Below are 26,121 nucleotides of genomic sequence, written 5' to 3'. Positions count from 1 at the left end.
GATTTTTCTATCTATTTAACTTTCTGAGTTGCCCATTTAGCGGAATATTGTTTACCAGCTGTAATATCATATTGAATTATCTTATAATCATGCAATATTTCTTTTTGTTCAGCGGTTAAACTATCTTCCTTTATCTTTTTACTGTCATCAGTAATAAAGACCTGTGAACCATTAAAAGCATTAGAACCATTATCAGATGTATTAGTTGTTGCCGCAGGTAAATTTTCAGTAACTTTAGTCATCATAGCGTAGTAAGGACTGACCTTAATACCAGCCTGCTTCATAGCTAAAGCTGAGAATTCATATGGCGAAACAACCTCTACTTTGCTTTGCTTAGTACGATCACGAATATATTTATTGTTATAAATGAAATAATCCGTCTGATGTAATTGAATACCATACTCATCCATAGAATCATTATCAAATAATGATGCTAAATGATCTCCATACCATACCAAAGTAATTGGCTTATTTATTTTATCTAATTTAGCGAGAAAATCTTTAGTTGCCTTATCAGTATAGTTTAAACCTTGAGAATAGTATTCCACACGTTCTTTATATACGTCCGGAGCTGCAGTACCACCAACCGTATAATCATGCTTTTTATAATAATTATTAAACGGCATATGATTTTGCATAGTCGATAATTGAATGAATTGTGTTTTATTAGTCGATCTATCAATAGTATCTAGTGTGTCTTTATAAGCTGATTCGTCATTAATATACGGATTATCATCAATCTTATCAGTATATTTAAGCTTGTCTTTACTTCCGACATAATAAAACTTCTGGAACCCAAACTTCTTAAAGACATTTTTACGATTGTATAGTGAAGCTACATATGGATGAACTGCAATTTTCTCATCAAATAAGTTAGTTATATTAGGTGCAATATTTTGATTGTCAACTAATTGTGTATATGGGGTTGGTAGTGTTGGAGACAAACTACTCAAATCTAGTCCTGTTAATGATTCCCATTCAATATTATCTGTACCTCCACCATAACCAGTCGACATCATCAATCCTGATGTCGTATTATTTTTTATCTTACGAATATTTGGCATTGGATCTGAAGAGATGGTTTGATTAGGAACGCGCGCAGGATCACTAAAGCTTTCACTTAAATTAAAAATAAATGTTTGATCCTTAGCCCATGATTTACGATTTCTATTGATATTATTAGCTTCAGTGTCATATTTTTTCATAACACGTTCAACTTCTGATTTACTATAACCTTCAGGTTCGTTCATTACTTTAGTATCAACATTGTTGATAAATTGAACAATTGGTCCGTTTATTTGGGCACCTAATTCTTGATTATAAAAATACCGATTAATATTGGACATATTGAAAATTGTAAACGGAATAGAACCGTCATGATTAACAAAAAAAGCGCCAGACAAGAATATACCTAATAAAACAGTGGAGACAACTCTCCCCTTCCAATTCATCCTTAACGTTGATTGTTGTTTAAAGCGATGTTGCAGGAAAATGGCTAATACTATAAGGGCAAATATTAAAGCAAATCCAATTATCAAAATAACTGGATCGACCATCCCTAAAATATCCTTAATTCCACCTAACATCTGCAAATCAGATGGTAACACAGGTTCATTACGAAGTGGCATCTTTAAATAATTAGCAATTCCCAATGCCAATTCAATAATTAATGTTATTGCAAATGAATACCAAAAACGCTTTGTTATCACATACAAAAATAACAAAAAGGCCATTACAATAACTGTATTAAGAACTATTGCAGCTTGACGATTAAATGGAATAAATAGTATTGCCGGCTGCCAAGTTGATACACCTACTTTGATTTTTGCAGGCGAAACTGAAAACATTTGAACAATGGTAACAAGATAAAAGAACAAAGCTGAGTAAAAAATCTTCTTACGTGAGATTATCCACTTGCCAATTCCACGTAACTTAGTCATGAATTCATCAAAACTACTAAATGACAAATAATTGGCAAATTTCTTAAACCAGGGAACAATTGACAATAATACTAATAGTAGTGCTATTACAACGGATGCAACCAAAATAATGACTCCACCTTTAGTCAATTCCATTAACCATTGTTTTGTCGAATCAATTGTAAATCCCGTCAAATATTTTTCAATCAAAGTAACGTTTGGTTCCCAATTAATTGCTACCTGTGTTGAAATCAATAGCGCTGCTATGATGTTAGATGAAACCTTAATCTTTTTAGATATTGCTAAGGAAAATATAAAAATACTTAGCGTCAAATACATCGCAAAAATAGAGTTTGGCACATTAAAACGTGACATAGTATCAACATTTGCACGGATCATATATGAAATTTGTTCCATCAACCACGTCAGACCAAAATAAATCACAGCACTAATAATCAAATGAATAAATTTAAAATAGGTTTTAGAAACCCAATCAAATCGCTTGATTACATATCCTAACAACATTAGATACAATAACCAAATCGGATTATTACCAGAATTAAAGAACCACAAATCTTTACTAAAAATAGTTGGCATAACTACCAATAAGATCGTTGAAATTATCGATATTCTTCTGACAATAAAATTCTTTTGTTTATTTAAATATTCAAACATATACGGAGCTATAAGCATTATTAAGACCACTGATGCTCCATAAGCAAAAATATTGGAACTAATTGGAAACAATATTCCCCAAAAATTGCGCCAGATCAGATCAACTGACCGTGTCACTAGAAGTGCATTAAATATTAGAATAGCTATCACATAGTACAAAAGATATTTACCTATTCCACTGGTAAACCTACCTTTTCTAAATGATGACTCATAATATCCTAAATAAAGCGGTATTAAATTAAATCCTAAAATTGACAGTGCAACTAATAGTTGATATGCCAAGTAACGCAATTCATTACTACCATATTCAGGCATAATACTTGATGCCATTACTCTATTTAACACCATTAAAACTACTGCTACTAAAACAATTAATAGATTATACTTATTAGACTTTTTCCCAACCAAAATGAACCCTTCTCAACAAAATATAATTTTCTATAAATGAAAATTCACATGAAATTATATCATATAAAAAATATTAATTATCATTATACAAAAAAAGAGACACAACTTTAACATTGTGTCTCTCAAAAATAAAACATTATCACAACGTCTTATTTTTGTGCTCTCTGGGGGAAAGCAGTAATCAGAATTTTGATTACGCCAAATATTAACATCAAAATTGCTGTTGCGTCCAGAAACAAGCACTTCAATTAGCGAGCTATACATTTTATTAATACAATGGCATGTATGTATCACGTTCCCATTGTGAAACTGTTTGTTGATAACGAGCCCATTCTTCATTCTTGGCAGCGAAGAAACTATTAGTTAGTCCCTTACCAAGCGATGCCTGAACGAACTCATCTTTACGTAAAGCTTTAAGTGAATTATGTAATGTTGAAGGTAAATCTACTATACCTTCTTCACGACGTTTATCTTCTGACATTTCATAAATATTCTCTTGGACTTCTGGCATTAAGTCATAATTACTCTTAATTCCATCAAGACCGGCATCAAGAATACACGCAATTGCTAAGTATGGGTTTGTTGTTGGATCAACACTACGCATCTCAACGCGCTTTGACTTACCCTTTGCAGCTGGTACTCGAATAAGTGGTGATCTGTTCTTACTTGACCAAGCAATGTAAGTTGGTGCTTCAAAACCAGGAACTAAACGTTTGTACGAGTTAACTGTCGGATTATTGATTGCTGTTAGTGCACGGGCATGAGTTAAGATACCACTCATAAATTGTTTAGCGACATCTGATAACATATCATTTTCATCATCGAAAATATTATCGTCTCCATTAAACAATGACATATTAATATGCATACCTGATCCATTAATACCTTGTAAAGGTTTTGGCATAAATGTAGCATACATACCATTTTCTTTAGCAATAGTTTTAACTACTAATTTGAAAGTTTGGATACTGTCTGCTGCTGAAAGTGCATTTTCATACTTAAAATCAATCTCTTGTTGACCAGGTGCTACTTCGTGGTGACTAGCCTCTACTTCAAAGCCCATCTTTTCAAGTTTCAAAACAATATCTTTACGAACATTTTCACCTAAGTCGACTGGTGAAAAATCAAAATAACTACCATCATCATTCAATTGAAGAGTTGGTTGACCCTTTTCATCTGTATTGAATAAGAAGAATTCTGGTTCTGGTCCAATATTGAAGTTAGTGTAGCCCATATCATGCATCTTTTTAATAATACGTTGCAAATTGACACGTGGATCACCAGCAAATGGCTTACCATCTGTTGTATAAATATCACAAATTAAACGAGCTACTTTTCCATGTTCAGATCCCCATGGAAAAATCAGCCATGTTGAAAGGTCAGGATGCAATAGCATGTCACTTTCTTCAATACGTGTGAATCCATCAATCGATGAGCCATCGAATGTAATCTTATTAGCAAGTACCTTATCGATTTGAGATACTGGTACTTCAACGTTTTTGATGATTCCGTTGATGTCTGTAAACATTAAACATATAAATTCAACATTTTCATCAATTGTCATCTTTTTAATATCTTCAGCAGAATACTTATGCACAATAACCACTCCTATTTTTGTATATACCAATTTTTAGCGAGTTATTAACCAGCGCCATTCTCATGGTGTTTTTTAATAATAGAACGATGATACCAATTTCATTTGTTGCTGTCAAATAATTCATAAGACACTATAAATAAATTTAATTACCTATAAATTGTACTAGAAACTACCCCTTGAAATAAAGGGGTATTATAGATTTTTTAATTGACATTTAGTAACATACCAGTTAAATTATATATGCGAACGAAATACAATATAAAAATAATTATTGTTCGTATTTTGGAGTGAATAAAAATATGCAAGTATTTGACTATGAAGATATCCAACTAATCCCGAATAAATGTATCGTGGACAGTCGTTCTGAATGTGATACAAGTGTTAAATTTGGGCCTAAAACGTTCAAAATCCCTGTAGTTCCTGCTAATATGCAAACAATCATCAATGAAGAGTTAGCAGAAAAGCTAGCTGCTAATGGTTATTTTTACGTTATGCATCGATTCCAACCTGAAAAACGTATTGACTTTATTAAAGATATGAATAAAAAAGGACTATACACATCTATTAGTGTTGGTATTAAAGACGAAGAATTTGACTTTATAAATACCTTAAAACATGAAGGTTTAACCCCTGACTATGTAACGATAGATGTGGCACATGGTCACAGTGATCGTGTAATTCAAATGATTAAGTGCGTAAAATCATACTTACCTGGAACATTTCTAATTGCAGGAAATGTTGGTACTCCTGAAGGAGTGCGTGAATTAGAGAACGCCGGTGCAGATGCTACAAAAGTTGGTATTGGTCCTGGAAAAGCTTGTATAACAAAATTGAAAACAGGATTTGGCACAGGTGGATGGCAATTAGCCGCTATAAGATTGTGTGCTAAAGCCGCAAGCAAACCTATTATTGCGGATGGTGGTATTAGAAATAATGGAGATATAGCCAAGTCGATTCGCTTCGGAGCAAGTATGGTCATGATTGGTCTACTATTTGCTGGACACACTGAATCCCCCGGTGAACTAGTTGAAAAAGATGGTCAAGAATACAAAGAATACTTCGGTTCAGCATCTCAATTTCAAAAAGGTGTCTATAAAAATGTCGAAGGTAAAAAGATGCTTGCTCCATATAAAGGGCCAATCAGCGGTACTCTTAAGGAAATGCAAGAAGATTTACAGTCCGCAATTTCTTACGCAGGTGGAAGAACACTTGATTCGCTTAGAAAAGTAGACTATGTAATTGTTAAAAAATCTATTTATAATGGTGACTAAACTTTAATATCCCCAGATGAAATCTGTTATTTCATCTGGGATTTTTTATTTGAGTAAATAAATAATCGCATACAAAAAAGCTGACGACTGGGTTATCGTCAGCTTTTTCAATGAATGGGATAGTTCATGTTCAATTTGGTACTCAGTTGTCCTGCGACAATTGCATTACCTACCAAATTTACCATTACTTTAACACATTGAAGTGACTTTAAAAAGCATCTAAACTCAAATAATCAAAATTTGTTTCAACATGTTAATTTATAAATTAATTATGGTTTTAAAAAACACTGAGAGAACTAGCTTTCACTTCCTTTCTTAGACTTTTTCCTTTTTCTTTCATTATTCCTTGTATGATTACTATTAACGTCATTTGGTAAAAACAAAATACCAATTCCAGCAATCAAACTTGTTATAAAAATTAATAAACGTATCATTTGTAATTCAATTAATTCCGCATCTGTCTAGCGTTCAAATGATGGATTCCTCTGTCTCTTTCTTGAAATCCTTCGGTTTCACTAACAATAAATCTCGGACGGTTATTCACTTGATCCAATACTCTACCAAGATAACTTCCTAATATACCAATCGACAATAACAGAAGTCCTAAAGTAAATAGCAGAACTGTTACACCGACTGAAGCTGCAGTATAGTTCCCAGTTGTGAATAAGTATCCGAGATAAAATAATCCACTAGTAACTGGAACAATTGCAAAAATATTTGCGAACTGCAATGGCTTCATTGAAAAAGAAGTAATTCCATCAATCGCTAATTTTATCATTTTAGACAATGGATACTTAGTTTCTCCAGCAATACGTTCCTGGCGATGATACTTGACGCTCGTTTGTTTAAATCCAATCCAAGTAACTTGACCTCTAACAAAAGGATCCTGTTCATGTAGTTTTTGTAATTGCTTAACCGCTTTGCGGTTCATTAATCTAAAGTCACCCGTATCAAGTGGCATATCAATTGTTGCTAAACGTTTAAACGTTCGATAAAACATTGAAGCCGTGAATTTTTTAAAGGCCGTTTCTCCGTCGCGCTGCATTCGCTTGCCATAGACAATATCATACCCTTCATGCCATTTCTCAATCATCTGAGGGATGACCTCAGGTGGATCTTGCAGATCTGCATCCATGACAACAACGGCATCCCCGCTGGTATATTGTAAGCCAGCAGTAATGGCCAATTGATGCCCAAAGTTTCGTGAAAACTCTACTAACTTGATACTTGAATTAATCTCGATTGCATGTTTGATAATTTTAACTGATTTATCTTTCGAACCATCATCTACAAAAATCAATTCATAATTTTCTTTCTGTTGTTCGGTAAAATTTAATAGTGTATCGATTGTAGCCTGAATACCCGGTTCTTCGTTGAATACAGGCAGAACAATTGAAATTAATTGAGACATAATCATTCATTCCTTCCATAAAAGAGCTAATCGTAAATACTTGATAAATCATAAAGTGTTCCAGATGAACCACCAGGTCCACCCATTCCACCGTTCATACCGCCCATTCCTTCTGGCGCAGTACCTTTACTTGCACCAGTTCCAGTGATAGATGGTTTCTTAGAAGGTTTCTTCATTTTTGACGAACCACTTGGAGCTTGTCCCATTCCACCACCTTGAGTATTACTTGGAGCATTACCTGATCCAGATGGTGGTGTACCTCCAGCGTTGCTTGGGGAACCATTTGGTGCTGATTTAGTCGAGGTAGTTTTTGTACTTGTAGTAATTGATGAAGTAGCCGAAGTGGAATTACTTAATTTGACTTTCTTTGCATTCTTTTTGATCCAATTAACTATGGCAGTATTACTACCACCTGTCTTACCACCAGAGTAATAGTATTTGAGCTTACCTTCTTTTACTAATTTCTTAAACTGCTTCAAAGTAATTGCCTTGTCAGTTCCATTAAATCCACCGATAGCCATAACTGCTTTGCCAGTAGAAATAATATATGGTGCGGCAGTACTTGAGTCATCAGTGGCGAACAAATACTCCGCATCACCTTGATGCTTCTCTAGATACTTAAGCAAGGTTGAATTGGTAGAACCACCCATTCCGCCAGCATTAGTACCCATTCCACCGCCGCCTTGTTGCAATAGAGAAGGCCCCGCGGTTGGAATCTGTGCTGATTCACCAGCAAGTGTAGGTGTTAACGACCAGAACGATGGTGCGATCATTACAAGAATTATCCCAGCTATCGGCCAAGCATATCTAGATTTTAAATTATTTGTAATCCAAGGTAGTACAAATAGAGGTATCGAAACTAAAACACCAAGTCCGAGTAATATCCAGGCTATAACTGAATAATACTGTGATACATACCACGCTTGTAATGCCGCAGTTGATAATATTGCCACTGGCAAGACCATCGACCATACAGATTTATCTTTCCACTGTTTGATCATTGTATAAATACCAACACCGCCTAAAACGGCAATTGCTGGCGCTAACATAATTGTGTAATAAGGATGGAAGAAACTAGCTACTGAAAAGAATCCATAAACAGGAACTAACCAGCCAGCCCATAACCACAATTCCTTACGTTGTGGTGTTAATGACCACCATTTCTTCATCCGTGATCCACGGTAATAGAAGTAACTAGATATCAAACCTAAAATGGAAATAATTAGTAACCAACTTATTTGAGGACCTAAATCAAGCCCAAATAGTCGGAACGGTCCGACAGTACCAATACTGAAAGCTCCGCCACCGGCACCACCAGCACCGCCACCTTTTTTGCTTCCTCCAGGACCACCTTGCATACCTTTAGACCCATTTGGAGGAGTTGGTGCATTTGTAGATGATTTCTTAGAATTTGTAGATCCACTAGGTTTAGCTGGTGGAGTATTTGAAGAAGAATTTGAGGACTTCTTAGTTGAACCATTAGGAGGCGTCATTCCCTTTGAACTCTTTTTAGAGCTAGAACCCATTCCTGGGAAAGCACCGCCGGTTCCGGTTGTTTGTCCTAATAAACGTTGTGTCCCGTTATATCCAAAGGCAAGTTCCAAGGCAGAATTAGTTTCAGAACCACCTTCATACGGACGACTAGATGAATTAGTCATATCAACTGATAATGGCCAAATCAATGTGAATACTGCTAAAAATACAGTGGCAATTCCTAGATGCGTTAATTTCTTTTTCCATCCAATGTTAGTAGCAATCCAGTAATAAAAATATAAAGCTGGTAAAATCATAAAGGCTTGTAGCATTTTGACATTAAAAGCTATACCCATTAATGAAAAGCCAATCCATAAATACCTTTGTTGATTTTTAAAAACAGCTTTTTGAACAAAGTAGATAGATAATAACAGGAAAAATATTAATGTTGCATCCATATTATTAGTTCTTGAATCTGCTACAACAATTGGCGTCACTGTCATAATAAACGCTGAAATTCTAGCCGGAATTTTACCAAATCTTTTATGAACTAAGTTATAGACTAAGTATACAGAGGCAATCCCAAACAAAATTGAAGGTAACACTACACTCCAACCGTGAACTCCAAATATTTTGGCACTAATTGCCATAAACCAAAGTGCAACTGGCGGCTTATCAACGGTAATAAATCCCGCGGGATCAAAACTTGCATACCAAAAGTTCTTAAGGCTCTTGGTCATACTTACAATGGCAGCAGTATAGAAGCTATTAGCCTCCCCTGCTTCCCATATATTCCATGCGTATAAAAAGGCCGCTAAGATCAAAATTGCAATTAACCAATAATCATATTTAATTAACTTCAATTTGACCCATAAACTTATCCTTTTATTATTCGTAGTACGAGTCGGTTCATTTTCCATCATTTATCAAACTCCCATTCTTTAAAAGGTAATATTAACTAGAAAGCAAATAATTGAATAAATGATGACCGACAATAAAATAGGTCTGAGTTTTATAATTTTGTCCTTCATCTGTTAAACATCCTTTCTTTGCGATGTGAACAGACTATCCAAACTAACTTAAATTAAGCTTAAAATTAAAAAAATGCTTTATAATAAATCTAATGATTAACAGCACATACTAATGAGGAGAATAATTATCAATGCAAAATATAAGAATATTGGTTGTTGAAGATGATGAAAATTTGGCAGATAATATTGCATCTTTTTTGTCTGATTTTGCCCAGGTAGATATTGAAAATGATGGATTAAGTGGTAAATTCGCTGCCACAGAAGACGTGCATGACTTAATAATTTTAGATTTAATGTTACCTGGAATGAATGGTTACGATATTTTAAAAAGCATTAGGGCTGACAAAATAAATACACCCGTTTTGATTTTAACTGCTAAATCTGAATTAGATGACAAAGTACACGGATTCGATTTAGGTGCTGATGACTACTTGACTAAACCTTTCCATAGGGAAGAACTTCAGGCTCGTGTCAAAGCATTATTAAAGCGCAGTGGTTCTTTAGCGGATGATTCAATTTTGAAAATGAATAACATCGAAGTTAATCTAAATAATCATGAGGTTAATGTTGAAAATCAAGAAATAACTTTGAACGGTAAAGAATACGATTTATTGGTTTATTTATTACAAAATAAAAATACAATTTTAACTAAGGACCAAATTTTCGAACGCATTTGGGGATTCGATTCTGATACATCCATAACAGTCGTTGAGGTTTATATGAGTAACTTACGTAAAAAATTACGCCCTTCTAAAAATGATTATTTGATCAAAACTATAAGAAATGTTGGGTATATTTTCCAAAATGAAAATCAAAACTAAACAAAATAAGATCACTCGTCGTCAACAATTAAAATTATTTATCTCAGTCATGGGTACTTTTGCTATCTTATTCTTCACACTAGGAATAATTATTTTTAATTTATTCCAATCATCTACATATCGAAGTATCGATAAGGATATAAAAGAGCAAGTGACCTCAATTAGAAAACAACCCCAAATGTCTAATCAATTACGACACACTCCTCAAGGACCTGATAATCGTAATAAGCAACCGGAACCACACGCACCATTTCAAGCTTCTATCTTAGTCTTTAATAACGACGGAAAATTACTAAACAAATCCAGCCTAGGTAATAGATATTCAGTCCTAAAAAATATTAAACTCAACAAAAAAAATCTAAACAAAAAGCAAACTATCACCATTAAGAAAATGAATTTTCGGGCCTTATTGATCAAAGTTTCCTCAAAAAATAACAATCCAATGTACGCTGGACATTACGTATTGATAATGCAAAATATAGATACTCAGATTCAGTCGACCTCTAACTTTAAGAGAATACTGATCATAACCTTCTTCATATTCTGGATTGTTGCTTTAATATTGGCATATGTCTTAACTCGTATAAGTATGTTTCCAATCATCAAATCATGGAAACAACAAAGTGAATTCGTAAACGATGCAGCGCATGAACTACGTACCCCCCTAACAATTATTCAGGGGAAATTAGAATATATGTTAACAAAACCAAACAATACTATAATTGATGAGGCTGAATCTATTTCAGTCTCATTGGATGAAGTAAACCGCCTAAATTCTCTAACGAATAACTTATTGATCTTAGCTAGATCTGATCAAGCTACGACCAAAATGAATGTCGAATTGACTACACCTGAATTTTTCTTAAAGGATCCAATCATGCCTTTCAAAGAAATAATTAATTCCCAATCAAAAGTATTTCAAACAAATATCCATCACAAAAATGACGTTCATTTAAATGTAGATCGTGACAAAATAAAGCAAGTTTTAATAATCTTATTAGACAATGCTACTAAGTACACACATGAGAATGGAACAATCAAAATCTACGACCATATTGAAGGATCCAAATATCAAATTATTGTTTCTGATACTGGAATTGGAATTAGTGATAATGATAAGAAAAAAATATTTGGTCGATTTTATCGAGTTGATAAATCGAGAAATCGAAATAGTGGTGGGCATGGATTAGGATTAGCAATTGCACAGCAAATTATTAATACTCATCATGGAAAAATATTTGTACGCGACAATTTGCCTACCGGCAGTGAATTCGTAGTAGAACTACCTATTAAGCACTGAAAAATAAAATAAAAACAGTCCGAACTTAAAGTTCAGGCTGTTTTTTGCATTTATAAAGAATTTCATATATCAAAACATCGATATCTTGTTATCAAAAAATATAATTATAAATTGTATTTTTTGAGTTGTGAAAGTACTTTCTCAATGATAATCTATTTTAGCAAACAAAAAACACAATATAGCTTAAAGGACGGTGATTTTATAAGTCATTAAATATGGGAAGCTATCGATATTCTCTAAAATTTATCATTCCATGATAATGATTACATGATATTATTTAAATATAGTATTCATTAACCGGAGGTTATCATGGACAAAAAGATCATCAAAGCATACTGGGATAAGTTCCTTGAAAATAAAAGTCCCCGAGAAGATTATCCTATCGGAGACATAACTATTTTTGGCGGCGATCCCCAAACTCTGGCTGAGTTGGTTGACAGCAATGTCAAAACGGCAACTACTTCTGCATATGATCTATATACTGAGACTGATTATATGCCAACAGTTGGTGATTACAACATCATTCTCAACGCTAACGAATTACCTGTTTGTATCACCAAAACCGTTGTAACCGAAGTAATTCCATTCAATTTAGTCAGCGCTGAACATGCCTATCATGAAGGCGAAGGAGACCGTAGTTTGAAATATTGGCGTGAAGTTCATGAAGATTTCTTCACCAAAGAATATGCTGATGCTGGCAAGGAGTTTACCGAAAATATGCCTTGTTTGTGTGAGGTGTTCGTTAAAGTCTATGACGAAACTCACGGAGATTTATAATCCCCACCTGCCAATAATTCTCTTATCTTTAAAAACTAAATATGCCAAACAAATTATTGGCGGTGAGCAAACGGTCGAACATCGCAAGAGATTCTTGCATTCTAAATGCCAAGCAATTGTCTACTCGTCCGGTATTGATAAGTCAGTAGGATTGTTCTTAAAATTAGGGATACCTGCTGAGGTTGAAGATGGTTATGAAATACCTATTATCTCCTTTACCGAATTTAATAGTACTTCATTGGAAACCTTACGGGAGAATTTTTCTGACTTTAAAACTCCCAGATCCTACGTCTACTTGGATACACCAGAAAAAAGAGACTTGCTTAACTATTTCTTGCGACAAGAAATAAGAAAGAAGTTGTGACATAAAAGCGCAACACAACTTCTTCCGTTTAACTAAAAACACCCTTACATTTACTTACGTAAATACGAGGGTGTTTTTTTATCCTGGATAATTTCCATAATTATCTATTTTTTGTTCTAAATCATTCATTCTAACTGTGTCTAATTCCTTAACTCGCGAAGATTTGAAATATAGGTTATCGCCTACTTGCCAAACATCCTTACCATCAACAGTAACTCTGTTAGCTTTCCAATGCTGAATGGTCTTATTCTTACCATTACCCTTATTCATATTCACACGTTTGCCAGTATAAACTAATTTGTCATTCTTTAACTTATAAACACCAATAGTTTGACTGTCATTCTTAGGAGAAGCTGTAATTACAACTACAGCATTGCCACCTTCATACGTTGGTAAATCCGGAGTATAGTTAGCATATTCAATTACTGGCTGACCAAGTTTCTTCATTTCTTCTGTATCAACTACTGCAACTCGGCCAGATTTAAAGTACTTGTTGTCAGCAATTTGCCACCAAGTTTTTCCTTTTACCTCGACAGGATTAGCACGCCAGTAACGAATTTTGTCACCCTTAGCCATATTCTCAGCTTTACCAGTCTTAACCATCTTACCCTTTTTCTTAGTATATACATCATACTTATGTGAATCACTCTTACGTGATGCTGTGATAACGATTGTATCAGATGCTTCAAACGTGTATGTCTTATCTGCGGCTTGAGCAACATTGACAGTACCAAACATTGCAACAGTTGCCAAAATAATTCCGAGAATTGCCTTCTTCATAGTAATTAACCCCTTTAATTGTTCACTTCATCCAAAGTGTATCACATAAAGTTGTACAAACAAAAAGAGCGATTAACTCGCTCTTTTTTACATCTATTTCGCTAAGTCAACTTTGGCCTGCTTAATTTGATTCCTAACCTGTGTAAAACCTGTACCACCCAATGAATTACGTCTTTCAACAGCAATTTCTGGTTTCAAAACATTATAAACATCTTCTTCAATCAACGGCGAAATCTGTTTAAATTCATCCATTGTTATATCTTGAAGATTACATTTTGTTTCAATACCCTTTAATACTAATTGTCCAACAATTCCATGAGCCTCACGGAAAGGAATTCCCTTTGTAGCCAAATAATCGGCTAATTCTGTTGCATTCGAAAAATCATTTTCAGTAGCATGATACATTTTTTCTTTGTGAACTTTAATGGTTGAAATCATCCCATTAAAGACTCTTAAGGCTGGTAAAAGAGTTTTGACAGTATCAAACGTACCCTCTTTATCTTCTTGAAGATCTTTATTGTACGCTAAAGGCAATGACTTCATTGTCGACAGCAATCCCATCAAATGACCGTATACACGACCTGACTTCCCCCTAATAAGTTCAGCCATATCAGGATTCTTCTTCTGAGGCATGATCGAACTTCCTGTTGTATATTGGTCGCTTAGTTCCAAGTAATTGAATTCATAACTGACCCACATGCTGATTTCCTCACAGAATCTCGACAAATGCATCATTAGTATCGAAGCATTACTCAAAAATTCTAAGACAAAATCTCGATCAGACACAGCGTCTAATGAATTAGTATAGATATTTCCAAAACCTAATTCCTGTGCTGTAAATTCACGGTCAATTGGAAAAGTTGTTCCGGCTAAGGCTGCGGCACCTAAAGGTAAAATATCTGTGTGTTTCATGTTGAATTCAAATCGTTCCACATCACGTTTCAACATTGCGTAATAAGCCATCAAATAATGACCATACGAAATTGGTTGGGCATGTTGCAGATGAGTATATCCAGGCATAATAGTCTCAACATTATCTTCAGCCAAGGTTACCAAAGTTTTTTGAATCGTTTTGATTTCTTCAATAATCTTTGGCAGGCGATTCTTGACATAAAGATGAAAGTCAGTTGCGACTTGATCGTTACGTGAACGTCCCGTATGCAATTTACCAGCGACTGGTCCAATCTTTTCAGTTAAAATACTTTCAATATTCATATGAATATCTTCGTTTTCAACTGTAAACTCCAATTGACCATTGTGAAGCTCTTGTTGTAATTCTTCTAAGCCAGCAATTATTTTATTACTATCAACTTCATTCAATATTTTGGTCTTTTTTAACATTTTTACATGTGCCAATGAGCCCTCAATATCCTCATCAGCCATCAATTGATCAAAACTTATTGAAGCACCGAATTCATCTACCCATGCTTCTGCTTGAGCTTGAAAACGCCCACCCCACAATTTATTTGTACTCAATTATTTAACCTCGTGTACTTCTTCAACTGCATTTTTTTGAGCAACTTGTGAGGCTACCTGAGTTGATAGGCCCCATAGTTTGATGAATCCTTTAGCAGCAATTTGATCAAACGAATCAGATGACGTATATGTAGCAAGGTTAAGATCATATAATGAGTTAGCTGACTTACGTCCTTGGATCCAAGTGTTGCCCTTAAACAATTTAATTTTAATAACGCCATTCACAGATTTTTGACTTTCATCTAAAAATGCTAATAATGACTTCATCAATGGTGAGTACCAAAGTCCATTGTAGATTAGTTCTGACAATTCTTTTTCAATAACTGGTTTAAAATGAGCTAATCCACGTTCTTGAACTAGATCTTCCAATTCTTTATGGGCTTTGATCAAGACCATTGCGGCAGGCGCTTCATAAACTTCACGAGATTTGATACCAACCAAACGATTCTCAATATGATCAATACGGCCAATTCCATTTTCACCTGCAACACTATTCAATTCTTGAATAATATCAACCAGTTTCATTTCGATCCCATCTAGCGCCACAGGAATACCATGTTCAAAAGTTATTTCGACACTAGTTGGAGTATCTGGCGTATCTTCTATTGCCTTAGTAATTGCAAAGGCATCTTCTGGAGCTTCTGCCCATGGATCTTCTAAGACTCCACATTCATTAGCACGACCCCAAATATTGGCATCAATGGAATATGGTGAATCTAAATCAATAGGAATTGGAATATTGTGATCTTTAGCATAATCAATCTCCTCTTCACGAGACCAATGCCAATCACGAACTGGACTCAATACTTCTAGGTCGGGGGCTAGAGCATGAATCGCAACTTCAAAACGAACTTGATCATTTCCTTTTCCGGTGCAACCATGAGCAACGGCTGTGGCACCTTCATTTTTAGCTACTTCTACTAATTTTTTACTAATCAATGGTCGGGAGAGTGCGGAGAGTAGCGGATAAATACCTTCGTAAAGGGTATGACCTTGCAACGCAACAAGTGCATATCCATCTGCGAATTCTTCTAGCGCATCAATTGCAATTGCCTTAATGGCTCCTGCATTGATAGCTTTTTCTTTGATGAAGTCAAGATCCTTACCTTCACCAACGTTAATACAACATGCTATAACGTCGTATCCTTTATCTTTCAGCCAAGGAATGGCTACAGAAGTATCTAAACCTCCGGAATAAGCTAGTACTACTTTCTTTGTTTCTGTCATAATGCGTCTCCTCCGATTAGAAAAAAATTAATTTGATGTACAAAAGATTAACACCATTCTTATTTTGAAACAAGAGTAAATTTGTGAAATTACTTATATTTACTTATAAGACGCAGGTAATCTGTTATCAAACAAAAAAATGTTAATTAAAGGAAGAATAAAGCTAATTAGAAATAAATTAATATTTATCCTTGCATTTTGATTTTCTCGTGTTTATAATTAGCACCAATAAATCAAAACAAACGTTGAGGAAAAAAGTAGAAATCTCAATTACGCACAGTGAGTCACGTTTAATGAGAAGTGACCGTTACGAGAATATTCGAAAATCATTTCTGAGTTCGATGTCGATAAGTAGATCATCGTGGTTGCCACCAATATCTGGCTAGCAGATCATCAGGTTTGCGATTGAGTGAGTAGTTTATTTTAACTACTCAAAAAGGTGGTACCGTTCTATTATTAGAGCCCTTTTCCCAGTTGGGAGAAGGGCTCTTTTTTTATTTTAAAAAATTGATAAAGAACGGTTAAACCTCAAGCAACTCATTTAGGACAAAAATATCAACGTTAAAAAATTTAAGGTGGTGAGTATTATGGATTCTGATATAAGTGGCATTACGCAGATTAGTCATATAAATAATATTACGCAAAATTCTAGGAGGAATTTTTATGCAAAACGATTTATTGGAACCAAAGTCAAACAAGAGTAAGTTCTTACAACTATTGGTAGTTAGTTCACTTATCTTCGGGATGTTTTTTGGATCAGGTAATTTAATTTTCCCAGTTCACTTAGGACAAATGGCTGGTAACAATTGGTTTGCAGCTGCAGTTGGTTTTGCTGTTTCCGGTTCATTATTTCCACTTCTCGCCATCCTCGCTGTTGTTGTTACTAAAAGTGATGGATTGTATGATCTAGCACGTCCCGTCGGCAGACATTATGCCGCATTGTTCCTTGTACTAGTTCACTTAACTATCGGACCTTTCTTTGGTACTCCACGTACAGCTGCCACAGCTTTTGAAATGGCAGCTAAACCATTCTTACCTGCACAATTTACTCAATTAAGTATGTTTGTTTTCACTGCAGTATTCTTTGGACTTGCTTATGCATTAAGTGTTCATCAAAATAAACTCGTTAAATATGTTGGAAAATATTTAAACACTATCTTCTTGGTATTATTAGCAGTTATCTTCGTAGTAGCATTCACCAACCCAATGGGTGGTTTGAATCACATGCCTACTACCGCTTATCAAACAACGGCTACTATCAGCGGTATGTTGGAAGGATACAACACAGTTGATGCAGTTGCCTTATTAGCTCTATCAGTTACCTTCGTTCATTCAGTAAAAGGCCTGGGCTACCGTGACAAACAATTATCATCCCTTACAGCTAAAGCCGGAACTATGGCAATCACACTTGAAGTATTCGTTTACTTAGGTTTAGTTTTATTAGGTGCTTTTAGTTTGAACAAAATGAGATTGTCTGCTAATGGTGGTGATGCATTATCAACTATCGTCGGTGACTACTTCGGTAACTTCGGAGCTGCATTACTTGGTGTCTTGGTTACATTAGGTGTCTTCACAACCGCACTTGGATTAGTTGCATCATTCGCTCAAGACTTCCACAAATTGTTCCCTAAGGTAAGCTATCTTACTTGGTTGCGTCTGACATGTTTCGTTTCATTCGTAGTCGCTAACGCTGGACTTGATACTATCATCAGTTACTCATTACCAGTTCTAATGCTTCTTTACCCATTATCACTAGCCTTGATCTTAGTATCATTGACCGTTCACAACAAACCATATGCTGGCGTTGTCTACAAAATGACTATTGCCTTCACAGTATTACCAGCCGTTCTTGACATGTTTAATGCTGCACCGGCTGCATTACAAGCGGGATTCGTTAAAACAGTTTTGAACGTTTATCATCAATATCTACCTTTTGCAAGTCTTGGACTTGGTTGGGTAACACCAACGTTACTTGGTTTTGTGCTTGGATTAGTACTTGGTAAAATGGGAGTATTCGTTACAAGCAATGAAACAGTTACACAAGAATCAAAATACTAATAGAAATGTAATTAAACCCTTGTATTGGAGAAATTCAAACAAGGGCTTTTTTATGACAATCAAAAAGACATCTCCAAGATTGCTTCTCAGAGATGCCTTACTTACATGTATTAACTATTGATTTACTTCGTCATTGTCTAACTCTTCAATTCCAAGTGTAACATTTTTCTTAGAATTCTCTACAGCATCAATTCCAACTAAAGCTACCATATCAACATCTATACTGTGATACTTTTCGCTTGTATCAATTTTATCATCACTAGTTACCATAGTTGTTGGGCGCAAGATAACTGTTCTAAAACTACGCTTGTTCAAATTATCTTCAGCATCACGTTTTGTTTGGATATAACGCTCACTAGCACCAGGAATATCCTCAGCTGAAATATAAACAAAGACTGGAACTTTATTTTCTTCAGCTGCATCAGCAATATTCAAGGCACTTTGATAGTTAACTTTTTCAAAAGTTAAGTTCTCATTAAGTTGTTCCTGATACTCACCAATAGTATCGACTACAACATCAGCATTCTTTAGATTTTCACTCCAAAAACCCTTTGACAAAGCATTTCCAATCTTCCAGTCAACCTTTTTATGCCAAGAATCGTTTCCTAATGGTTCTCCCGTTCTAGATACACTCGTAACTGAATCACCATTTTCAATAAATGCTTTAGCAAATTCACTACCCAAAAATCCGTTTGCTCCAAAAATCACTATTTTTCTAGCCATAATTGTTACTCCCACCTTGTTCTAAATAAACTATTTGAAATCGGAAAATGCTTCATAAATTGTATGATAATCGGTATTTTCTAGATCTGTATTTAATGGTTTTATATTTTAATCAACTTAATTACAACCAAGTTGTTTTAAAACCGTTACCTTTATAATAGCTCAATAAACTCAAAGAGAATAAATTTATTCATATTTTACGCCCTAACTTATTTATCTAATCTTCGATAGTTTGAAAGCTTACTAACTGATCAGTGGAAATTTGTTGATACAGCTCATTTCCTAATTCACGACTATACTTGTTCGATGCTACTTGTGTTTGGACAAAATTATGTTCGTGTTGAAAAACTTGTACTAACATTTCATTTTGGGCATCTTGTGAATCACGAGTTCCTGATAATCGACGATGGCGTTGATCAAAGGCACGACGTACTATACCAGTTTCAACTTCATCTTCATCAGTCATTTGTGAAGACAAGAATACTATTACACGTTCATATGGTTTTACTTCCATTTCACGTATACGTCCCCATAATTTTCGATTGCGATTTATTAACTCTTCACGACTACGATCACGATTATTTGCAATGTTTCTCTTAATTGCTTTACGTCTGGACCTGGCTTTACTACTCATTGATAACCTAGCAATAATTTTAAACTTGAATATCAAAATAATCTGTTTGCGAAAACCACTGGCATTCTGCATTACAGTCTGTCGCATAAACTTAGAATACAAATTAAATTCTTGATTAGTTATTTCATCGTTATGAAGCATTGACTCTACTGTAGAACGTTCAATCTCAAAAGCTTGATCAAATAATCCTGACATTACAGATTTATTGGGACGACCTTCTACTGAACGTTGACCTTCAATAATTCTAATAACTTCACCACCTTCGGGGGAAGCTCCAAACTGAGACTGAACCATTTTAACAGCATCTCTAACCATATCAGACTTAGCTTCTGTCAGTTCTTCTTCACCCACTACCGACACTTTCTTAGGTAACATAAAAGGTAAAATCAGTGTTGGGACAATCAAGCTAATTAAAATTACTACTGCTGCCACAAATATTATATCGTTACGATATGGAAATGCAGTTCCACCAAGCGTTAATGGCAAGGAGAACGCCATGGCTAAAGTAATTGTTCCATGAACTCCACTTAGCGCCATAACAATACTATTCATAATTTTATCATGAACTGTCCAAGCCCTAATTTCTGCAAAATCAAATTGTGTCCATAAGAATCTTAATAATGTCATTACAACATATAACAATGCAGCTAATCCAATCAATATGGCAACTGAACCAGTATCGCGTTCATGAAGATTTCTAATTACAGCTGGTAATGATAATCCTAATAATACAAAAACAGTTCCATTTAAAATGCTCGCAACTATTGACCAAGTAGTATTCATAACAATTTGTAATCTAGAAGTAGTTAGTCGTAATCTATTTTGTTGTAAACCATGGATCAATCCCGTTGCAACAACTGATAATATACCTGAAACACCGACTGCTTCTGCAATCAAATAAACTACAAATGGAGTTAACAACGTATACGGTACAATAACTGACGGAGTATCCACACGCATATTGATTAGCATAATACGAATCGCAACAATTACATATCCCAAAATCAAACCAACAAAAATTCCACCAATAAAGACATATAGGAAATTTTCAATCCCACCTGTCAAAGAAAACTTTCCGGTAATCAAAGTTGCAATTGCTAAATTAAAGGCCACGATTCCTGAAGCATCATTAAATAATGATTCATTCTCTAGAGTCCCCATGGCTTCCTTAGGAACTAAGACTTTACTAGTAATAGAAGAAACAGCAACCGCATCAGTTGGAGTAATAATGGCTCCCAAAGCTAATGCTAGTGCTAATGAAAATTGTGGTATCAATAAATGGGTAATTGTACCAACAATTAAAATAGTAATTATTGCTAAAACAACAGACAATGAAAGTGTCGTTCCCATCTGATGCATTAATTTTCGAATATTAGTATTTTGACCATCATTAAACATCAGAACTGCAATGATACCAAACAAAAATAATTCTGGCTCCAATTCAAAATGTTTATATAGCGGTACAAATGATAAGACCATTCCCGCAGCAATCTGTAAAAATGACACTGGAACTAAATTAAAACGGGCGTATATTGCATTGGCAGCTACTACTGCTGCAACTAAAAGTAAAACTAAAAAAGCAGTTTCCAAATGAATTGCCCTCCCCTGATAGTTTTTTAACTGTTTAATTCTAACTCATCCAACTTAAAGTTGGAACTAAAAAGAGATTGTGCCAAAACGGCCAATCTCCTATTTTTTATCGTTATCAACTGATTCCGAAATTTTCTTCAAATACATGATCATCTCATCTTCCTTAGATGACTCGTCTTCATCTTGAGAATCCTCATCTGATTTCTTTGCATTAACTATGGCATTCATTGCCTTGACTAAAAAGAATACAACCAATGCAATAATCAAGAAATTAATGATAGATTCGATAAAGGCCCCATATTTAAAAGTCGCATCCCCAACTTGAAATTTAAGATTACTCAAATCAATTTTTCCTAAAAACAATCCAATCAAAGGATTTATCAAATTACCTACTAAAGATTGAACAATGGCAGTAAAAGCAGCACCCATAATGACACCAACTGCCAAGTCCATAACATTTCCACGGCTTATAAAATCTTTGAATTCTTTAATCATAATACATGACTATCCCTTCTATAAATATTGTCATATTTAATTATGCTATTTTTCATGTGGTTTAGACAACGTATAACTCCCTCTCACTGCGAATTGTAAGACTTTTTTAAATAATTACAAATAAAAAAGAGTGGTAATCCACTCTAATATCCGGCATCATATATATAATCATTCCCGTCATCATACACATCAATAAAATCTTCATATTCGTCATATACTTCATCATCAAAACAAGTCATTAGTACTTCCATATGATAATCTTCATTTTTCTTCAACCAATCTCCCACCGCAACAAGTGCAACTTCACAGGCATCTTCTAGAGGATAACCATAGACCCCCGTAGAAATTGCTACAAAAGCAATTGTATGAAGATTGTTTTCTCTGGCCACTGCTAAAGAATTTTGATAGCACTCGGTCAGCATTTTTGCATCATTCGGACTATCAGAATAAATTGGCCCAACCGTATGAATCACATATTTAGCTGGTAAATTATAACCTTTAGTTATCTTTGCCTGCCCAGTTTCACAACCATGTAAAGTACGGCATTCTTCCAGTAATTTGGGACCGGCAACACGATGAATCGCGCCATCGACTCCTCCGCCACCAAGCAAAGATTTATTAGCTGCATTAACAATCGCGTCACATTGAACTTTAGTTATATCGCAAACTTCAATGTCAATCGTACTTTTCTTATGTGTATTATTTGTCATGTCGTATTCTCCCGTCGCAACTTTTGTCGTACTTTTAATTTTGTACAAAATACTACCTAAACTATTTTTAGGAAAACAATTTTGTGGATAAACTCTAACATTAATTACCCTAGCCTCTTTATTAAGTGGGCCAACTGGTACCATCACTAAATCCCCGATGTTAATATTCTTATTAGTCGTTAAATATGAATCAACGTACTTACTATCAATAATGTTAACCTTACAAACAATCACTTCAGCGCTTGGCATCATAAAAGCATCCCTTATTTAATTCATCTAGTTACAATATACAATACAAAAAAGCTTTTAAACAGACTATTATCAATCAAAATAAAACAGATTTAATATGCTAAACTAACAGTATAATAATTGATTCAAATTATTCACGATAGCGGGTAGATACAACATGAAAACTTTAAGATACTTCTTAAAATACTTAATCATCGCATTAGTTATTTGCTTTGTTTATACAATAATTGATCCTACTTCCATTATCCAAGAAACTTATATGATACACATTCCTCGGTATATAATTTACGCAATTTGGACAGTGATAAGTTGTATATATCTGTACTTATTCGTCGATAATTTACCTCAAGCCAATGATAAACCCGAACGTAAAGAAACACAGATCTCACAGACTGCGACAGAATCAGAAATTGAACAATTGAGAAAAGAAAATGAAAGTCTAAAGCAAAGACTTAAAGACCTAGATGATGATAGTAATACTAAGTAAATTGCTAGGAAATATAAATATTTTAAAAACAGGAAATCCATAAAAGTTAGGACTTCCTGCTTTTTTATATACAAACTGCTTCAAGTATATAATCATTATTACCTTCATACATATCTATAAATTCATAATATGCATCATAAACTGTATCATCTTCGCATACTATGGACACCTTTACTTCGTAATCTTCATTAGATTCAAGCCAATCACTAATTGATTGCAATGCAAGTGTAGCAATTTGATCTATTGGATAATTGGATTCTTTATCAAAACTTCCCGGTATAGCAAGACTATGCATTTTATTCTTCTTAACAAAGTCTAAAATCGATTTATAAAAATCATCATTAAATTCTGAATAATTAATCAAACATTTATTATTCTCATTGATAATTTCGAATCCATCACCAGTTAGATTCCCATCTAACTTACCAACTACCGCACCACTTTTAACATTCGACTTACTGCACATCTCAACTTCGATTGAACTGTCATCATCAAATATGCCATCTTCATAATAATCATATGATTTATTTACTTTGGCAATCACATGTTTCATTTTACTAATTGGATATGATGAGGTGCTATCAGTATATTTGCCTACACTATCTACTGTCACTTCTTTTTGCTTACCATCATTACCAACAGGAACAAGAACTCTATCCCCTGAACTCAATGTTTCATCATCAACAAGATAAGAATATGAATTACCATAATTACCAAATCTGACCTTACAGATTAAATACTCTTTTTCAGGAGGTTCTATGTCAAAAATACTCTCGGTAAACACTCGCTTATTAAAGCTGTCCTTGATTAGACTAGTCATTACCTTCCAATTACTTGGGAGCTCCTCGGTATCATTGTAAAAAAAGAATTTGTGAGTTCCATCATTATAATTCACCTTTAATTGTATAAGTGGATCGGAAGAAATTCTCGTACTCTCATCAAAATCAGATATTTCATCATTTAGTTTTCCTAGTAATGAATCCAAGCCTTGCTTTATTTTGTATTCATGATTTTGTTCAAAGTCACTTCCATTGACAACCTTATAATTAATTAAATTATTTTCTCGATCTATAATTAATCTTTCAATAGAATCAAAACTCACATCATCACAATTATCTGTCGTTGATGAAAAAATAATTGGCAATACTGCAGTATCATGCAAATCTATTTCTAAATTAACTATTTTAGTTTGATTGGATTTTGCTTCTGCCATCTTATCAAATCTTTCCTGATTAAAAATATTTTGCATTTCAAAGTAAAGTCCCAATAATAGATTATGATCAATTGAAGTACTCTTTAAATTAATGATCAGCTTATTTGAATCAATAAATTCAATGGTCCTCGGATATTCGAGTTCTAATTCATCATGATTATTGGCAAAAAAATTTATCAATTCATCGTTAACACCATTGTTAATAGAGTCACCTAGAAAATAAAAAAGTTTATTTATCTTATTATGATCCATAATCAGCCTCCACCGAACATTTGTTTGCTTAAAATATAACACATTTTGCAATAAAAAAGAGCAGAAATGTAAAAACATTTCTGCTCAAGACTGCCACTGGCAAGATTCGAACTTGTACATGGATAACCATACAGCGATCTGAACACTGCGCGTCTGCCAATTCCGCCACAGTGGCACGATACCATATCTCACTGATATGGCTTACAATAGTAAATGATACTACAAATGGAGGTTGTTGTAATGGAAAAAATTAATAAATCTATATTATCAGAAGTAATTAAGTCACGTAATCCTGAATCTTATAAGGGTAATTACGGTCGAATATTGATTATTGCTGGTTCCCTACCATTTGGCGGTGCCGCAATCATGTCCACCTCTGCTGCCGTCCATACTGGTGCTGGATTGGTCACAGTTTTAACAACTTCAGAGAAATTCACCGCATTGAACACAGTTGTTCCGGAAGCAATGACCTTGGATTATAATGACAAACAAGAAATGGCCAGTGCCATAATCAAAAGTGACGTAATTGTTGTTGGACCAGGACTCGGAACATCGACTAACACAGCAGAAATAATAAGTTCCGTCATAAAAAACAGTGATGATAATACGACAGTCATAATGGATGCATCTGCCTTAACTGTTGCTGCAGAAAATAAAATTGATCTAACACGTATTAGCAAATTAATTTTAACCCCTCACCAAGGAGAATGGGCCAGATTATCCGGACTCGATATACCTGAACAAACACCTGATAATAACGAATCCGCACTTAAAAAGATTGCTCCAAATGCAATTTTGATTCTCAAAAAAAATCATTCAGAAATATATGACTTTGGTAAAATTCTTCAAATAGATAATGGAAATCCTGGAATGGCGACTGGTGGTATGGGTGATACACTAACTGGCATCTTGGCAGGATTTATCGGACAATTTGGATTTTCACTACAAACAATTTCAGCTGGATTGTATTTACATAGCTATGTAGCCGATAAAATAAATAAAACTGACTATGTGGTATTGCCATCTAAATTAATCAGTAAAATACCAAAATACATGTTGAAATTTTCAGAGCAAAGTAAATATCCACCAGCTTAGCTGGTGGCTTTTTATTATGCCTTTAGGCCCAGTTGAGTGCGCATAAGCGTGCGAAACAAAAAACCACCCGCTATGCGGGTGGGCA

Annotated in this window: 20 protein-coding genes and 1 tRNA gene; 8 read left to right on the top strand and 13 right to left on the bottom strand. The window is 34.5% G+C overall.

Features of this window, described 5'->3' with window-relative positions; all coding sequences use genetic code 11:
- Nucleotides 1–11: 11 nt before the first annotated feature.
- Nucleotides 12–3,002, bottom strand: coding sequence for an LTA synthase family protein (locus EKM79_RS08345; protein WP_125567796.1), 2,991 nt, complete (start codon nucleotides 3,000–3,002; stop codon nucleotides 12–14).
- 268 nt (nucleotides 3,003–3,270) lie between these two features.
- Nucleotides 3,271–4,599 (bottom strand): type I glutamate--ammonia ligase, encoded by a 1,329-nt coding sequence (gene glnA, locus EKM79_RS08340; protein WP_342769524.1) that lies wholly within the window; start codon nucleotides 4,597–4,599, stop codon nucleotides 3,271–3,273.
- Between the two features lie 299 nt (nucleotides 4,600–4,898).
- On the opposite strand from glnA, the gene EKM79_RS08335 reads away from it, so the two are divergent.
- Nucleotides 4,899–5,870: a GMP reductase gene (locus tag EKM79_RS08335; RefSeq protein ID WP_125567794.1), complete on the top strand. Its 972-nt coding sequence runs from the start codon at nucleotides 4,899–4,901 to the stop codon at nucleotides 5,868–5,870.
- A gap of 445 nt (nucleotides 5,871–6,315) precedes the next feature.
- On the opposite strand, the gene EKM79_RS08330 is transcribed toward EKM79_RS08335, so the two are convergent.
- Both EKM79_RS08330 and EKM79_RS08325 read right to left on the bottom strand, forming a co-directional pair.
- Nucleotides 6,316–7,281, bottom strand: coding sequence for a glycosyltransferase family 2 protein (locus EKM79_RS08330; RefSeq protein WP_125567792.1), 966 nt, complete (start codon nucleotides 7,279–7,281; stop codon nucleotides 6,316–6,318).
- Nucleotides 7,282–7,307: 26 nt separating this feature from the next.
- The gene (locus EKM79_RS08325) at nucleotides 7,308–9,674 is read right to left on the bottom strand and encodes a glycosyltransferase family 39 protein (RefSeq protein ID WP_125567823.1); all 2,367 of its coding nucleotides are present in this window, start codon (nucleotides 9,672–9,674) and stop codon (nucleotides 7,308–7,310) included.
- A gap of 242 nt (nucleotides 9,675–9,916) precedes the next feature.
- Here EKM79_RS08325 and EKM79_RS08320 point away from each other — a divergent pair, with 242 nt between their 5' ends.
- The 4 genes from EKM79_RS08320 to EKM79_RS08305 all read left to right on the top strand — a co-directional run bounded on the left by EKM79_RS08320 (nucleotide 9,917) and on the right by EKM79_RS08305 (nucleotide 13,047).
- Nucleotides 9,917–10,606: a response regulator transcription factor gene (locus EKM79_RS08320; protein ID WP_125567790.1), complete on the top strand. Its 690-nt coding sequence runs from the start codon at nucleotides 9,917–9,919 to the stop codon at nucleotides 10,604–10,606.
- The gene (locus EKM79_RS08315) at nucleotides 10,590–11,906 is read left to right on the top strand and encodes a sensor histidine kinase (protein ID WP_164506046.1); all 1,317 of its coding nucleotides are present in this window, start codon (nucleotides 10,590–10,592) and stop codon (nucleotides 11,904–11,906) included. The genes EKM79_RS08320 and EKM79_RS08315 overlap by 17 nt, the downstream gene beginning before the upstream one ends.
- Before the next feature lie 309 nt (nucleotides 11,907–12,215).
- Complete coding sequence (locus EKM79_RS08310; protein ID WP_125567786.1) at nucleotides 12,216–12,683, top strand: ASCH domain-containing protein; 468 nt, start codon at nucleotides 12,216–12,218, stop codon at nucleotides 12,681–12,683.
- Nucleotides 12,658–13,047: a hypothetical protein gene (locus EKM79_RS08305; protein WP_125567785.1), complete on the top strand. Its 390-nt coding sequence runs from the start codon at nucleotides 12,658–12,660 to the stop codon at nucleotides 13,045–13,047. Before EKM79_RS08310 ends, EKM79_RS08305 begins: the two co-directional genes overlap by 26 nt.
- Nucleotides 13,048–13,125: 78 nt before the next feature.
- Here EKM79_RS08305 and EKM79_RS08300 read toward each other — a convergent pair whose 3' ends face one another.
- The 3 genes from EKM79_RS08300 to EKM79_RS08290 form a co-directional block, all read right to left on the bottom strand.
- Nucleotides 13,126–13,827 (bottom strand): SLAP domain-containing protein, encoded by a 702-nt coding sequence (locus EKM79_RS08300; RefSeq protein ID WP_125567783.1) that lies wholly within the window; start codon nucleotides 13,825–13,827, stop codon nucleotides 13,126–13,128.
- Nucleotides 13,828–13,920: 93 nt separating this feature from the next.
- The gene (gene argH, locus EKM79_RS08295) at nucleotides 13,921–15,303 is read right to left on the bottom strand and encodes an argininosuccinate lyase (RefSeq protein ID WP_125567781.1); all 1,383 of its coding nucleotides are present in this window, start codon (nucleotides 15,301–15,303) and stop codon (nucleotides 13,921–13,923) included.
- On the bottom strand, nucleotides 15,304–16,530 hold the full coding sequence (locus EKM79_RS08290) for an argininosuccinate synthase (protein ID WP_125567779.1): 1,227 nt from the start codon (nucleotides 16,528–16,530) through the stop codon (nucleotides 15,304–15,306).
- Nucleotides 16,531–17,193: 663 nt separating this feature from the next.
- Here EKM79_RS08290 and brnQ point away from each other — a divergent pair.
- Nucleotides 17,194–18,588 (top strand): branched-chain amino acid transport system II carrier protein, encoded by a 1,395-nt coding sequence (brnQ, locus tag EKM79_RS08285; RefSeq protein WP_125567777.1) that lies wholly within the window; start codon nucleotides 17,194–17,196, stop codon nucleotides 18,586–18,588.
- 114 nt (nucleotides 18,589–18,702) lie between these two features.
- On the opposite strand, the gene EKM79_RS08280 is transcribed toward brnQ, so the two are convergent.
- From EKM79_RS08280 to EKM79_RS08265, 4 genes are all read right to left on the bottom strand, one after another.
- Nucleotides 18,703–19,311: an NAD-dependent epimerase/dehydratase family protein gene (locus tag EKM79_RS08280; protein ID WP_125567775.1), complete on the bottom strand. Its 609-nt coding sequence runs from the start codon at nucleotides 19,309–19,311 to the stop codon at nucleotides 18,703–18,705.
- 217 nt (nucleotides 19,312–19,528) lie between these two features.
- Nucleotides 19,529–21,535 carry a cation:proton antiporter gene (locus EKM79_RS08275; RefSeq protein ID WP_125567773.1) on the bottom strand — a complete coding sequence of 669 codons (2,007 nt, stop codon included), beginning with the start codon at nucleotides 21,533–21,535 and terminating at the stop codon, nucleotides 19,529–19,531.
- A 99-nt stretch (nucleotides 21,536–21,634) separates the two neighbouring features.
- Nucleotides 21,635–22,030, bottom strand: a complete 396-nt coding sequence (gene mscL / locus EKM79_RS08270; protein ID WP_125567771.1) for a large-conductance mechanosensitive channel protein MscL — start codon at nucleotides 22,028–22,030, stop codon at nucleotides 21,635–21,637.
- A gap of 143 nt (nucleotides 22,031–22,173) precedes the next feature.
- The gene (locus EKM79_RS08265) at nucleotides 22,174–22,740 is read right to left on the bottom strand and encodes an O-acetyl-ADP-ribose deacetylase (RefSeq protein ID WP_125567820.1); all 567 of its coding nucleotides are present in this window, start codon (nucleotides 22,738–22,740) and stop codon (nucleotides 22,174–22,176) included.
- Between the two features lie 406 nt (nucleotides 22,741–23,146).
- Between EKM79_RS08265 and EKM79_RS08260 the strand changes: the two genes are divergently transcribed.
- Nucleotides 23,147–23,476, top strand: a complete 330-nt coding sequence (locus EKM79_RS08260) for a hypothetical protein (protein ID WP_125567769.1) — start codon at nucleotides 23,147–23,149, stop codon at nucleotides 23,474–23,476.
- Nucleotides 23,477–23,540: 64 nt separating this feature from the next.
- Here EKM79_RS08260 and EKM79_RS08255 read toward each other — a convergent pair whose 3' ends face one another.
- Nucleotides 23,541–24,941, bottom strand: coding sequence for a macro domain-containing protein (locus tag EKM79_RS08255; protein WP_125567767.1), 1,401 nt, complete (start codon nucleotides 24,939–24,941; stop codon nucleotides 23,541–23,543).
- 91 nt (nucleotides 24,942–25,032) lie between these two features.
- A tRNA-Leu gene (locus tag EKM79_RS08250) sits at nucleotides 25,033–25,116 on the bottom strand.
- Nucleotides 25,117–25,181: 65 nt separating this feature from the next.
- Here EKM79_RS08250 and EKM79_RS08245 point away from each other — a divergent pair.
- Nucleotides 25,182–26,036 carry an NAD(P)H-hydrate dehydratase gene (locus tag EKM79_RS08245; protein WP_125567765.1) on the top strand — a complete coding sequence of 285 codons (855 nt, stop codon included), beginning with the start codon at nucleotides 25,182–25,184 and terminating at the stop codon, nucleotides 26,034–26,036.
- Nucleotides 26,037–26,121 lie beyond the last annotated feature (85 nt).

The sequence above is a fragment of the Companilactobacillus insicii genome (assembly GCF_003946015.1).
Lineage (GTDB): Bacteria > Bacillota > Bacilli > Lactobacillales > Lactobacillaceae > Companilactobacillus > Companilactobacillus insicii.
The sequence above is the reverse complement of the archived record's forward strand: the minus strand, read 5'-3'. Positions and strand labels throughout refer to the sequence as shown.